The organism is Paenibacillus sp. OT2-17, assembly GCF_009827695.1.
In the GTDB taxonomy this organism is placed as follows: domain Bacteria; phylum Bacillota; class Bacilli; order Paenibacillales; family Paenibacillaceae; genus Paenibacillus; species Paenibacillus polymyxa_B.
In genome coordinates, this window is record NZ_WUDQ01000006.1 from 43831 (window position 1) to 57972 (window position 14142).

Annotated in this window: 14 protein-coding genes; 12 read left to right on the forward strand and 2 right to left on the reverse strand. The window is 44.1% G+C overall.

The window, feature by feature from the left end:
- Positions 1-40: 40 nt before the first annotated feature.
- Both GRP75_RS03490 and GRP75_RS03495 read left to right on the forward strand, forming a co-directional pair.
- Positions 41-406 carry a hypothetical protein gene (locus GRP75_RS03490; protein ID WP_028541160.1) on the forward strand — a complete coding sequence of 122 codons (366 nt, stop codon included), beginning with the start codon at positions 41-43 and terminating at the stop codon, positions 404-406.
- A gap of 277 nt (positions 407-683) precedes the next feature.
- Positions 684-1142: a DUF5301 domain-containing protein gene (locus tag GRP75_RS03495; RefSeq protein ID WP_028541159.1), complete on the forward strand. Its 459-nt coding sequence runs from the start codon at positions 684-686 to the stop codon at positions 1140-1142.
- Positions 1143-1208: 66 nt separating this feature from the next.
- Here GRP75_RS03495 and GRP75_RS29100 read toward each other — a convergent pair whose 3' ends face one another.
- Together GRP75_RS29100 and GRP75_RS03500 are read right to left on the reverse strand one after the other, a co-directional pair.
- Positions 1209-1652 carry a hypothetical protein gene (locus GRP75_RS29100; protein ID WP_049828373.1) on the reverse strand — a complete coding sequence of 148 codons (444 nt, stop codon included), beginning with the start codon at positions 1650-1652 and terminating at the stop codon, positions 1209-1211.
- 919 nt (positions 1653-2571) lie between these two features.
- Positions 2572-2823: an acetate and sugar kinases/Hsc70/actin family protein gene (locus GRP75_RS03500; protein ID WP_028541157.1), complete on the reverse strand. Its 252-nt coding sequence runs from the start codon at positions 2821-2823 to the stop codon at positions 2572-2574.
- 201 nt (positions 2824-3024) lie between these two features.
- On the opposite strand from GRP75_RS03500, the gene GRP75_RS03505 reads away from it, so the two are divergent.
- The 10 genes from GRP75_RS03505 (at position 3025) to GRP75_RS03545 (ending at position 14082) form a co-directional block, all read left to right on the forward strand.
- Complete coding sequence (locus GRP75_RS03505) at positions 3025-4317, forward strand: homocysteine synthase (protein ID WP_013308539.1); 1293 nt, start codon at positions 3025-3027, stop codon at positions 4315-4317.
- Positions 4318-4508: 191 nt separating this feature from the next.
- Positions 4509-6161, forward strand: coding sequence for a CoA-disulfide reductase (locus GRP75_RS03510; RefSeq protein WP_160788611.1), 1653 nt, complete (start codon positions 4509-4511; stop codon positions 6159-6161).
- 137 nt (positions 6162-6298) lie between these two features.
- Positions 6299-6628, forward strand: coding sequence for a hypothetical protein (locus tag GRP75_RS03515; protein WP_023986776.1), 330 nt, complete (start codon positions 6299-6301; stop codon positions 6626-6628).
- A 339-nt stretch (positions 6629-6967) separates the two neighbouring features.
- A complete protein-coding gene (locus tag GRP75_RS30240; protein ID WP_023986778.1) occupies positions 6968-7090 on the forward strand; it encodes a hypothetical protein in 123 nt (40 codons plus the stop codon).
- 100 nt (positions 7091-7190) lie between these two features.
- The gene (locus GRP75_RS03520; RefSeq protein ID WP_160788628.1) at positions 7191-7499 is read left to right on the forward strand and encodes a hypothetical protein; all 309 of its coding nucleotides are present in this window, start codon (positions 7191-7193) and stop codon (positions 7497-7499) included.
- A 784-nt stretch (positions 7500-8283) separates the two neighbouring features.
- Complete coding sequence (locus GRP75_RS03525) at positions 8284-9786, forward strand: HD-GYP domain-containing protein (protein ID WP_023986780.1); 1503 nt, start codon at positions 8284-8286, stop codon at positions 9784-9786.
- 298 nt (positions 9787-10084) lie between these two features.
- Positions 10085-11530 (forward strand): ATP-binding protein, encoded by a 1446-nt coding sequence (locus GRP75_RS03530; RefSeq protein WP_160788612.1) that lies wholly within the window; start codon positions 10085-10087, stop codon positions 11528-11530.
- 46 nt (positions 11531-11576) lie between these two features.
- Complete coding sequence (locus GRP75_RS03535; protein ID WP_160788613.1) at positions 11577-12296, forward strand: NAD(P)H-binding protein; 720 nt, start codon at positions 11577-11579, stop codon at positions 12294-12296.
- A 217-nt stretch (positions 12297-12513) separates the two neighbouring features.
- Positions 12514-12894 (forward strand): RidA family protein, encoded by a 381-nt coding sequence (locus GRP75_RS03540; RefSeq protein ID WP_013308546.1) that lies wholly within the window; start codon positions 12514-12516, stop codon positions 12892-12894.
- 123 nt (positions 12895-13017) lie between these two features.
- A complete protein-coding gene (locus GRP75_RS03545; protein WP_160788614.1) occupies positions 13018-14082 on the forward strand; it encodes an undecaprenyldiphospho-muramoylpentapeptide beta-N-acetylglucosaminyltransferase in 1065 nt (354 codons plus the stop codon).
- The last annotated feature ends 60 nt before the right edge of the window (positions 14083-14142 follow it).

Sequence of the window (14142 nt, forward strand, 5' to 3'; positions counted from 1 at the left end):
ATCTATTTTTGCTTACGACTGGGAAAAGGAAGCAAAGTAGGTGCTCACGCTCACCATTGTGATTGAAGAAGCCATATGTGCTCTGACTACAATTGATGAAGTCGGTCATGCGAATTATGATTTAAAGAACGGTGAAGGTGCAGGCAACCCACAAGAAGCAGAGGAACAGAAGGAAATAGCCCGTAAGGAAATGCGCCTGATCCGAGCCTTTATACGTAAACACATTTATTGGTTCGGCGGTGGAGCGAAAAGACAATATACCTGGCTTTGGGCAAGCCCAAGAGCAGGGCGGCCAGAATTATTAATACTGGGCGAGAAAGGTGTGGACAATAGAAAATATTCTGCGGGAGTGTGCCGGATTTTATCCGGTCAAAATTACACCGAATTATTTAAACCTGATCCGTGAGCAGGCCATAAATCTAATGAAGTTTCGATGCTTATACGATTGGATTCTGTGTGTAAGTGATTTTATTCCAAGTATCCTGCTCACAGCGTTTTTTTATTATTTTTTTGAAAAACATTCTGGCGGCTTTACCGTCGATAGGACATATATGAAGACAAATTGCATACAAAGATGTTCGACAATCATCAGTTCTCTTTTTTACAAACACAACAATAGTGCCATGGAAATATTTTTATATTAATGGTACATTATGTATAATTCGATTTATAAGGAGGGCTTTATGAAAATACAAAAAAAGTATGCTCTAAGTATCATAATACTTTTCGTAGTAATCATCGTCGTGGGAGGCATTTTTGTATCTAAATCGACTATTTCTTTTAAAGAAGCAGCTTTAGAGCAAGTGAATCTGAAAGAAATTGATACCATTGAAATCATTAAATCAGAGGACAATTCTGCCAATGAAAAAAAGATAACTGTGTCAAATGCTAAAGAAATTCATCAAATCATAGAAGAACTTTCGAAAGTACAGCTAAAAAAATCTGATTCAAGCGCTCCTTCGTCCGGCTTGTATTGGATTACTATACGATCAAAACAAGAAAGAAGCGTTGGATTAACCATTTTTGGAGAAAAAAGTTTAGTGGTTTATAAATACAACACGCCCGTTCCTAAAAGTAATGTTGTTTCATATGAAATCATCAGTGGATATAATGGGAAGCTAATAGAAAACTTGTTCAAATAAATTTTGAAGAAACAAACGACCGCTTGTCTTAGCTAGGCAAGCGGTCGTTTGTTCTATAACTGACTATTACATAAGCATCCATCCACCGCTGGTGGAATGCACTCGTGTTACTACACCTTTACCAGTAATGAATCTGATCCCCTGTGTTTCATATTCAATAAATGGAAATTTGACATCAATCAAATCATATTTCCCTTGATTGTCCTCCAAAAAGTCTTGAAGATATCCCATCTCCCAGTAACCATTAATAACCATACTTTTGAGAGCATCTTTTTCATTAGGAACCATACCTAACAGGAGAGAGGCAATGCCTGCTGCCAAACTAGGTGCAGTGTACTTAAAAAATATAGCCCCTAGTATAGAAAGCGAAGAACTCAACCCAGCGGCCAAAGCATTAGTATTCTGCTCTACAAGGCCCTTATCATAAACAGTTCGTTGTGCTCTTTGCAGTTGTCTAACCTGGTCCAAATTCAAAACAACATTAGCAGTGTATTCTTTTGTAAATGCCATAATTAATTAGCTCCTTTTACTTAAAGTTTTTTTGTCTAATCAGACTAGAGAGCTGCGCGCTTTATTTGCTTCTCGTTATATAGGGAAAAAAAGGAGCCATTTTTACAACACATTAATACTTTTTATTTGGAGGTTTCTATTTTGGGCCGGGTGGACATCCAGAGAGTAGTAAGTTTCTTGATGTATACGTGGAGAATGGCCTTCTAGGGATCGTTTCAAAGAAAAGGCTTAAAGGATGCTTGAAAGGCCATCAGAGCTTTTGCGGCCTAATGGGGACGCTGGAATGGGTGTTAATATAGCCCGAAAGGCACCGCCCAATTGGTCTAAAATCCAAACTTACAAACAAAGAAAGCCCCTGCCAGCCGCAGGGGCTTTGTTTATTCGAGTCGTGAGGAAATGGCTTGACCGCCAATCCCTGGGGGAAGTTCTACGTGTTTCTTGAAACGGTTGGTTGGCTGATGTTCCGCTGGAGTCTTGCTTATCTCTGGGTTAGGGGGCAGAATAGCATTGGGATTATTGCCCCCTGTTGTATTCAAATAGTGGACTGCTGCGATTTAAGGAAACCAGCCTGGCTTCCAAATTTCTTCATAGCAGCTAAAATGTCTGCATGTTTGTCTGTGTTGAAAGTGACTTCTATTCTTACTTTATCGCCCATTTGTTTCACTCTGATCTAGCGGCTACCATAGCTTTTGCTTATTTGTAAAAACCGAGCACATTAGCGATTTCCGAATCCTCTACAAACCGGGCAAATTTGTAATGTGCTTTAACTTCCTTCTGACCGATTAGATTGGACCGGCCACCAGTAAATAGCACGGTATCATTTCTTAATGTTGCCTTTAATGTTGTACTAATCGTATTCAGGATTTCTCTTGTATACTTTATAACAGCTCTTACCACAAAAATGGTAATAGGGAAAGTTTTATTTTTTATTAGGTTGTAAGAAGTATCTTTCCTTTGTGGAAACAATTACTTCGAGTATAGAAGTTTTCGCTTCTTCATAGTCACGTGCTAGTTCAGCCAGAGCAAAATCGGTAAGGAGTTTGAATTCTTGTCGTTTGTAACGATCTTCAAACCCAATTGTATTTATAATCCGGTCTTTGGCATGTACCAAATGAAGATCGGTGCCCCATGTATATGAAAATCCTTTATCTATTCCAGAAACAAAATTCATCAATATGTAGCTTATTGCCTGTAATTGCTGTTTGTTGGTAGAAAACTGATATTTTAATAAAATTATAATATCCTACCTGAATAATGAGAATTATCTTCCCAAATCGTTCTTTTTGTGCGAGAATGATTGAAAAATCATCCATGAGTACGCATACAGGAAGAGACGATTCATACAGCACGTATAACAAGGGAGGAAATAACCATGTCAGAAGAACGCAAGCTGTCATTCGAAACTCTCGCTGTCCATGCCGGACAACAAATTGATCCTACTACCTTTGCCCGCGCCGTTCCATTGTATCAAACCACTTCATATGGATTTCGGGATGCGGAGCATGCGGCTGATTTGTTCTCGCTGAAAGAATTCGGCAACATTTATACGCGTCTGATGAATCCGACCACGGATGTATTCGAGCAACGGATCGCCGCGTTGGAAGGCGGGGCTGGCGCGTTGGCAACGGCTTCGGGAGCGGCGGCGATTTCCTTCTCCATCCTGAACATTGCGGGAGCTGGGGATGAAATTGTGTCGGCCTCCAGTCTGTATGGCGGTACATATAATCTATTTTCTACGACACTGCCGAAATTGGGCATTAAAGTACATTTTGTCGATTCGGATGATCCAGAGAACTTCCGTAATGCCATTACGGATAAGACGAAGGCATTATTTGCCGAAACGATTGGCAACCCACAGGGCAATGTGCTGGATGTGGAAGCTGTAGCGGCGATTGCGCACGAATATGGTATTCCGCTGATTGTGGATAACACGTTCCCAAGTCCTTACTTGTTGCGTCCTATTGAATACGGAGCGGACATTGTCGTGCATTCTGCAACGAAGTTTATTGGCGGACACGGTACGTCTATTGGTGGGGTGATCGTGGACAGCGGCAAGTTTGACTGGAAAGCGAGTGGTCGTTTCCCAGGACTGACTGAGCCGGACCCGAGCTACCACGGAGTTGTTTACACCGAGGCGGTGGGACCTATCGCATATATTATCAAGGCACGGGTCCAATTGCTGCGGGACTTGGGAGCTGCCATTTCTCCGTTTAATTCATGGCTGCTGCTTCAGGGCTTGGAGACACTTCATCTGCGGTTGGAAAGACATAGTCAAAATGCCTTGAAGGTAGCGCAATATCTCGAAGGCCACAAGGATGTGGAGTGGGTCAGCTACACCGGGTTGCCGAGCCATCCGTCCTATGAATTAGCTCAAAAGTATTTGCCGAAAGGACAAGGAGCAATCCTGACCTTTGGTATTAAAGGTGGAAGCCAGGCGGGAAGCAAGCTAATTGCGAATGTAAAGCTATTTTCTCATTTGGCGAATGTAGGTGATTCCAAGTCTTTGATTATTCACCCGGCAAGCACAACGCACCAGCAGTTGAATGTGGAAGAACAGGTTGCTGCAGGAGTCAAACCAGAGCTGTTACGCCTATCTGTCGGGACAGAAGCGATAGACGATATATTGTACGATCTGGAGCAGGCGATCGCGGCCAGCCAGCAGTAGTAGCAGTAGATCCTTCTTAGACTAAGTGTGACAGAGCATTCGTGTAGAATTCGCAAGTGATTTTTCGACCCAGATCAGTATTCGTTCAATGTTTATCAGGCGGGGGGCAACCTCCGTCTTTTTTTGCGTATTGACAACATACCCCCATAGGTATATATTATACCCCATAGGGTATATAAGGAGGGGAAGAAATGGGTAGGAAAATAGTTATTATTGGCGGGGTAGCAGGTGGAGCTTCTGCTGCTGCGAGATTACGTAGATGGAATGAGGAAGACGAGATTATTTTGTTTGAACGCGGAGAGCATGTTTCTTTTGCAAACTGTGGCCTTCCTTACTATATTGGCGGGGCAATCCATGCGCGGGAGAAGCTGTTTCTCCAGACACCTCAAGGGATAAGAGACCGCTTTAATATAGATGTACGGGTACTGAAAGAAGTGATACAAATAGACCGCGAGCAGAAGCTCGTCCATTTCCGCGATATGATTACAGGGGAAACAGATGAGCAGCCGTACGATATTGTGGTATTGTCGCCGGGAGCCAAACCGATGATACCGGACATTCCTGGATTACATGAAGCTATGAATTTATTTACATTAAGAAATATTCATGACACGGACGTTATTAAGGCATATGTAGATGAAAGGCATCCAAAGCACGTCACGGTGATCGGGGCCGGATTTATTGGGCTGGAGATGGCCGAGAATTTGCGGGAGCGTGGACTTGCAGTAACCATTATTGATATGGGGCAACAATTATTGAATCCACTGGACCCTGAAATGGCAAAATGGGTAGAACAGCATATGAGGCTGAACGGGGTGGAGGTGCGTTTAGAGGAAGGAGTCACAGCTTTTGAAGAGCAGGGTACACAACTTCGTTTGACTTCCGGGGGTGTGCTTCAGACGGACATGGTTATTCTCGCGATCGGTGTTGTTCCTGAAAATGAGTTGGCCAAGCAAAGCGGATTGGAACTTGGTTTTCGCGGCGCTATTCAGGTGAACGCCCAACTGCAAACCAGCGATCCGGCCATTTATGCGGTGGGGGATGCCATTCAGGTCAAAGACCGCAATCATGGGTTTGCAACGATGGTATCGCTAGCCTGGGGAGCCAATCGTCAGGGGCGTTTGGCAGCGGATCATATTAACGGTCAGGCAATATCTTATGATGGGGCGCTTGGAACATCCGTAATTAAGACCTTTGCATTGACTTCAGCTTCTACAGGCAATAATGAAAAAACACTACAGCAGCTGGGCGTTCCTTATCAGGCAGTTCATATTCATCCTGGTTCGCATGCCGGCTATTATCCTGGCGCATCACCCATTGCTATGAAGCTGCTCTTTAATCCCGAAAACGGGATGATCTATGGGGCGCAGGCTTTTGGAGCTGATGGAGCAGACAAAAGGATTGATGTCATTGCGACGGCTATTCGTGGCCATTTGAACGTCCGTGAACTGGCTGATATTGAACTTGCTTATGCACCTCCTTATTCTTCAGCAAAAGACCCTGTGAATATGGCGGGTTACGTGGCTTCGAATATCATGGATGGGCTGGTCCAAACGATACAGTGGCATGAAGTTGATGATTTTCACCGCAATGGTGGTCTTATTATTGATGTTAGGGATGCGGTGGAGCTACAGGCAGGGGCCATTCCAGGTTCGATTCATATTCCTCTGGCCGAAATTAGAGAGCGGATGGCAGAAATCCCTAGTGATCTAGAGATCGCGGTATCCTGCCAAGTCGGTCTGCGAGGCTATATTGCGGCCCGAATTTTGACTCAATACGGTTATCGGGTGAGGAACGTTGATGGTGGCTATAAGACGTATTCGGTTATGGCTGAACGTGAGTGAACATTTCCTTTCATGTCTTTGGTGTAGGATCGCTACTGTACATTATTTACGTTATCCGCAGGGTTTACCCCTTTTCTGATCAAATTATGGCTTGGTTCACTGTGTGACGTCTGTTACAATAGAAGAGGCATATACGAATGGATAGAAAAGAGGTTGAACAGGTGGGCACTTCAGTGATTTGGGAAGCAGTTATATATTGGGTGATCTTGGTGATTTCCGCTCTGTGCGTGATCGCAGTATCTGGTACTCGGAAGACAGCAAGCACGATTATTTTAGCGCCCGTTGTTTTGTTCTGTACCATATTTATGATGCAGGGATCAGTGTTTACTGCCATGAATCACCCGACGATGGGGTCTAATGTCGGTTTGGGTATGGCATTTCTGACAACATGGGTGGTCAGCGGAATATTGTTTGCTGTAGCGCTTGTAATTGCTTTTATTAAATATAACAAGAAGAACAAGGCGTAATTTAGCCTTAACCTCAGATGAATAAAGGCTTTCGGTGATGTGCCGAAAGCCCTTTTTGTATTCCTTTTTAACCATGCAGGATGTCTCCGCTTATCTGCGTCTTCTCATAAGCAACACAACGATCAGCACGACGATGATTACGATCAATAGGAATTTCATATTCGATAACCTCCTTGGTCTGTCTCATATTTGGTATTAACCACTTTTAGTTAGTATGCACCGATGGATCTCAAGCAAGTATCTATTGTCGAGTTTTTGGGGAAATTTAGAATGTGGGACTAAAAAGAGGTTTACAGGCTTAGCTGGAAAGTGTATACATAAAGTAAGGAGGCGATTGCCATGAGTGATCGTGCATTTCATTTGTTCTATATTATTTTCTTAACGGTTCTGGCACTTGGAAGTGTTGGTGGAATCGCCTGGTGGCTGCGCTCTGTCGGTCGTCAGGAGAAGGAAAAAAACTAAATTCAACATGGGCATACAAGCCCGAATGCATCTTCCAGTAGGAGGGTGCATTTTTATATGTTATAATAGGAACATATGTTCTTTGTAGGGGGGAAAGATGATGTTGCCAGATTTGGAACGAAAGCTGTTACGTATTTTGTATAATTATTTCGCCCAGCATCGCCACATGCCCACAATGGCGGAATTGACCGTAAAAACAGGCAAGCGAGACGCTGAAATTACAGTCGCCTTGCGACATATGGAACAGGAACGCTATATCACTTGGGAAAACAATTCGGGTACCCAGCATGTTGTTTTACTGGAAGGGTGGGAGCGTCCCCCGACCCAAAGGCGCACTCAAGCGGAAACAAGACGTTTCACTACGCAAACGATGCCGCCCGATGGTACAGAATATTGGACGAATTATTAGAAGGGATATAAAACTGGAAAATTAATGAGTTTTTAAGGTGCATATCATTTAGTTTTAAGAAAGCGAGACTATAATGACCCTATTAACCCCTTTTTGATCAAGCTATAGGCCCTGCCGATGTATCGGCAGGGCCACTTTTTTGTCCATAGATACGCTTATGTATATGAAAAATCCCCCGGGGATCATCCGGAGGATGGTGCAGTTTGCATATACTGCACGGCCTGCTCAAACTTCATCGTTTGATGGCATAATATATATTCAACCCCTGCTACCTTGCATTATATGGTCAGCATGTTCATAAGGGGCAGTGTGATTCCACTGTTCATTTTCCAAACGACAAAAGCCCTACCTCTCTTTCGTCCTTGCGGCTCCGATGACCGCGCCAGTGTGAATGTGAAAATCTTCGGCAAAAGCTCAAAATTCTACATTAGGGTTATACATAAAATTAGGAGAAGCTCCATACGGTGATTAGGAGTAATAGCTTGTTGCGTGGAATCCTATGGGGTTAATACATACTTTAATAGTATAGCAAGAATGATTATAAAACACAAGTCATTTTTGGCTTTTTGATTATAGACTGGAAAAAATGTTGGCTAAAATGCTCTTCCCTCGAGAGTTTCTTAATTAAGAATAAGATGATTTTCCATCTATAGATTGCAGATTAAAAGCCGTCCTCGTATTTATGTAAAATGCTCGAGCAAGAAGGTAAACTTTTGATGGTTGGACTCCGATATTGAATACACAAGATATTTTAGAGTGTACGGATGAAAAGAGGGGTAGCAATTTGCCGACCTATAAGCGCTTTATTCAGCATGTTATCCTGAACTATATTATAGGTTCGTTTATCGCTGTATTGTTGGTAGGTATGATTTTTGTATTTTCCACGTTAAATGTAGCCCACTATGAAATTCTGGGTCTTGTTAAAATTATTGCATTTTCCAGCGTCATTATGATTGCTTGTGAAACCATAGTGTTTCGAATGCATTTGAGACCGGTTCATCGTTTTTTTTACGGCAATCAGGAAACACTCAAGGATGTAGAAGCGGTGTATATCCGGGTTCATCATCTGCCTAATTTGTCAGTTTTACGTATTGTTGGACCGCATTTGTTGGGTTTCTCTATCCCGGCAGCCGTCATTGCCTTATGGATGATACATACTGGACAACTTACCTTTCCCTTGTATTATGTAGGAATCGCCTGTATAGGAGCTTGTCTGGTTGCTTCGATGCACGCACTGGTTGAATTTTTCCTGACAATGAGAGCAATCAAGCCGCTGCTGGAGGAAATCCGTGATCGAACCTATCAGCAATATGGATTAAACCTGTCCCTGCGAGGACGAGTCCTACTATCGCTTCGGCATAAATTTCAGTTAAGCGCGACGCTCATTGGTGCTTTTCCTCTGTTTTTATTTTGTCTAGCTACACAGATTCGCCTGGAACGTTTGGAGGCGACGGATTCGAGTTCCTATTGGGCATGGGCGGGTACGATTTTAATTTTTGGTGTAGCCTTTGCTTATCTGGGAGGAAGGTTGTTGACCCGTGAGATCGAACAGCCGATCCACCACCTGCTGGAAAAAATGAATGCAGTGAGGGAAGGCCGCCTGAACAGTAATGCCAGCGACTTGTACTCCGACGAATTTGCCGAGTTGGTTGAAGGCTTTAACATGATGATCGAGGGCCTGAAGGAACGGGAAGAAAAGAACGGTCAGCTATTGGACAGTTACTTCGCCACCTTGGCGGCAGCGCTGGATGCGCGAGATGCCTATACCGCAGGACATTCTTTGCGTGTGGCTGAATACTCCGTACTCATTGGGCGCAAGGGAGGTTTGAATGAGACAGACCTCGACTTGCTGCGCAAAACAGCTTTGCTGCATGATATCGGTAAAATCGGCGTGGCTGACGCTGTTCTGCTCAAGGACGGTAAGCTGACGGACGAGGAGTTTGATCAGATTAAAATGCACCCGGTTATGGGAGAGAGTATTCTCCGGCAAGTTGAACCAGCTTATGCTATGGCTCCTTATTTGCCCGGCGTGCGATCGCACCATGAACGTTATGATGGCAAGGGATACCCTGACCAGCTCGCTGGGGAAGATATCCCCTTATTTGGGCGAATCATTGCTGTAGCGGATGCTTATGATGCGATGACGTCTGATCGTCCCTATCGGCAAGGTATGAAGGAAGAGAAGGCGGTTATGATATTGGAAGAGGGAAAGGGAACCCAATGGGACCCTTATTTTGCCGAATTATTTGTCAAGGAGTGGCGCCGGAACAAAGGCATCACAAGCTGACTCTATAGGTATCAGCACTAGGGCGAGCCATTGAGGTTCGCTTTTTTTTATATCAGGATTTTGCAAAATTCGATTCCAGTCGCTCCGAAGTGCAAGATATAGACGAACTAAACCATTTCGATCTATATCTTGTTCATTGGAAGTCGCTTATGGGATTTTTGCAAAATCCTCATATACGGATATAAGATCTTTTGACATGTCGAAAGATGGGGCTTCATGTTATGATGTACAAGAAAGGCAAACGCGGTTAATAAAGGCCTAGCATCCAATTTTTCTTGCGCTATGGGAGTGTGAGTCCATGCAATTTTCAATGATGTTTTTAATGAATTTAGGGATGCTGATTGCCGTTGCCTATGTGGCGAACGTGATTTATAAATATGGTTTGAGTCGTACCTCTTCGCGGTTCAAATATGTCAGCTCGGTGCTGCTAGTGATATTTGGCGGATGGGTCAGCTCTTGTTTTGGTTTTAACTTTAGTGAAACGGTTATTTTTGATTTGCGTTTTGTACCGCTGATTATCGCGGCATTGGTGTATCCCCGCTCCTATACGCTTATTATTATTGGGGTAGCAATCGGACTAACGAGATTTACCTTCGGTCTGCATATGGCGGCGTGGGTCGGCTTTTTGAATATGAGCATTCTGGGCGTCCTGTGCGCCGGATTGAACTACTGGATGCGCCGTTCCACCTGGCGTTTGATTATTAAGGCATCGGTGACCATTTTAGCGGTTAATATCGTAAATACGTTAAATATTGCCTGTCTGGGCGTCATTCCCTGGCGCTATTATGTAGCGGAGGTTGTTCCTCTTACACTGCCAATCGGCATCGTCCTCAGTTTTTTATTTGCTCTGATTTTAAGGGACTTTCAGATGGAGCAACAGCGGAATCATCAGATTAAGCAGGCGAATGAGTTGTTATCAGAGCAGCGAGATGAGTTGCAGAAAGCAAAGGTCATTCTAGAGGAACGTGCCAAGCAACTGATGATGGCTTCCCAATATAAATCGGATTTTATGGCAACGATGTCACATGAGTTACGTACACCTCTTAATAGCATCATTAACCTGGCGCAGATTATCAACGAGCAGGGAAAAGAATTGGATGAGGACGAGTTATACCAATACAGCGATCTCATCTATGCCTCAGGGCATGATTTGCTCCAATTAATCAACGACATTCTGGACTTGTCCAAGGTCGAGGCTGGTCACATGGAAATCGTAAGTGAGCCAGTCAATGTGCGTGAGATTGCGCAGGTGATGATGATGCATTTTGAAGTCACTGCGAAGGATAAAAACCTGGAATTCAGCTTAAAGGAGCATGAGCCTATACCGAATGAAATTCGGTCCGATTCTAAACGTGTACAGCAAATTTTGCGTAATTTATTGTCCAATGCCTTTAAGTTCACTCATGAAGGACGTGTATTGCTAGAAATGAGTACACAGCATCTGAATCAAAAGGGACAAGAGGGAGATTGGGTTGTATTTGCTGTAAAAGATACGGGCATCGGTATTTCCAAGCTTCAGCAACACGTTATTTTTGAGGCATTCCAGCAGGCGAACGGTTCCATTAATCGTAAATATGGAGGAACCGGGTTGGGATTGTCCATCAGCCGTGATTTTTCCCGCTTGTTGGGCGGGTTTATCCGTTTAGAAAGTGAGGAGGGTAAGGGAAGTACGTTTTCCTTGTACCTACCCATGTGTCCGTCCGTAAGCAAGGAGGCGGACGAACAACCCTTTAAATTAACCTAATCGCAATTGTAGGAGCAGGAGCTCTATGGCACAAAGGAGGTCTATCATGGAACGTAAAGCGGTCGTTGTGGGTGCAACAGGGCTTGTCGGGGGTTATGTTGTACGAGAGCTGCTGGTGCAAAAGGAATACAACCGCGTCATGGTTATGGGCAGACGTCCGTTGGACATCAAGCATCCCAAGCTGGAACAGGCGCTCATCGATTGGGAACAGCCACAGAAAGCGGCGTTCGCCTTCGAAGGGGTGGATGATGTTTTTTGCTGCCTTGGGACAACGATGAAAAAAGCTGGCACCAAGGAGCAGTTTCGTCAGGTGGATCTGGACTATCCGGTGCTGGCTGCCCAGTTGGGCAAAGAGGCTGGTGCTGTACAGATGCTAGCTATCTCAGCGATGGGGGCCGATCCAGATTCACGTGTGTTTTATAACCGCACCAAGGGTGAGGCTGAAGAGGCGCTTGCCGCTATCGGGCTGCCTGCGCTGCATTTGTTCCGTCCGTCGCTGATTTTGGGTGCGAGACCTGAACGACGTTTGGGCGAAGCCGCTGCCGCTGTTGTCATGAAAGCGCTGGACGGTCTGATGACGGGCAAGCTCGCTTCCTACCGCGCTATCCCGGCTTCGGTCATCGCACGAGCCATGGTACGAATCGCTCTTGCGCAGGCGAGCGGCGTACATATTTATCCGAACGACATCATTCGGGTCATTGGTGCAGAGCTAACATCCGATGATGAGGAACCTGTTACAGGAACGGCTCCTGATGAGAACGTGTAAAACCACGGCAGGAATAAAATGACAATAACGCCGCTGTTGCCCAATGATTCGGACAACAGCGGCGTTATTTGTGTTTTATTGGTGGTTTGTTTTTTGCGGCACATCCACCGTAATCTCTAATTCATCAAGTGCGTTAATCCGTCGCACGGAATAGTGGCTTTGGACTTCGCATGCTATAATACGGTGAACCAGTATCAGGAAGGAGAATCCAACCCATATGAAAAAAACAATTGCTACTGAAAAAGCACCCGGTGCTATCGGCCCTTATAGCCAAGCGGTAGAGGCAGGCGGGTTTATTTACACCTCGGGACAGCTTGGATTGAATCCGGCAACAGGTGAGTTCGGTAAGGATGTACAGGAGCAGGCACGCCTGTCCTTGAGCAACGTACAAGCCATTCTGGAAGCGGCAGGCAGCAACATGAACCAGGTTGTGAAAGCGACTGTATTCCTGAAGGACATGAACGATTTTGTCAGCGTCAATGAGGTGTACAGTTCTTTCTTCGAGCAACCGTACCCAGCGCGTAGTGCGGTGGAGGTAGCTCGTCTGCCTAAGGATGCACTGGTGGAGATTGAAGTCATTGCATTGAAGGGCGAATAGTCTGAAAGGTCCGTTCATAAAATAAAAAGTTTGTATGGCAACCGGGTGTCCCTATTAAATAGAGGCACCCGGTTGCTCAAATTTAATGTGTTTTGTTTTTTTGAATACAGAGTGGAGGTGGAGATGATTAAAAAAATAATTTTCACTGGTGGAGGCTCTTCAGGACATGTAGCAGTAAACCTAGCTTTGATTCCTCACTTACTGGAACAACATTGGAGTGTCCAATACATAGGCTCTGAACAAGGGATTGAAAGAAAATTGATTTCTGGACTAGAAGATGTGTGTTATTTCAGTATCTCAACTGGGAAATTACGCAGATATTTTGATTGGAATAATTTTAAGGACCCTTTTAAAGTGCTGAAGGGGATTTCTCAAGCGTACCGGATTATAAGAAAAGAAAAACCGGATATTATTTTTTCAAAAGGCGGGTTTGTTTCGGTTCCTGTGGTATTGGCTGGGTGGTTGAATAAAGTCCCTGTAATCATTCATGAATCAGATATTACCCCTGGATTAGCTAATAAGATTTCCAGCATATTTGCTACAGAAATTTGTACTACCTTTCCTGAAACCACTCAGTACTTTCGCTCTAAGCATACCCGGTATGTAGGTGCTATTGTGAGAGATGAACTAAAAGATGGGGAGGCAGCCAAAGGTTTGACCTATTGCGGATTTACTCGAAATAAGCCGATCATTCTGATCATGGGTGGGAGTTTAGGTTCCAAGAAGATCAATGAGATGGTCTGGATGAATTTAGAGGCTTTGCTCGTTCATTTTCAAATCGTCCATATTTGTGGTAAAGACCAAGTGAATCATTCCATTCATATGTATGGCTACAAGCAGTTTGAATACATAAATGATGAACTGGCGGATGTTATGGCGATGGCAAATATGGTTGTTTCTAGGGCGGGTTCAAATTCCATTTTTGAATTCTTGACGCTGCGGAAGCCGATGCTATTGATCCCTCTTTCAAAGGCGGTTAGCCGGGGAGATCAAATTCTAAATGCCAAATCATTTAAAGCGCAAGGCTTTTGTGAGTTTTTAGAAGAAGAGGAGTTGGAATCTGAACGATTTGTCGACATGATTCTTCGTTTGTATGAAAAAAGGTCGGATTATATTATCAATATGAAGAAAATGAATGCAGATCACTCGACAAGCAAGCTTATAGATTTGATTAAAGTCTATACCTAATCACATGGTTAAAATGAATAAACAAAGCAAGCGAGCTTGGGCTAGATGATTCAGACCCAA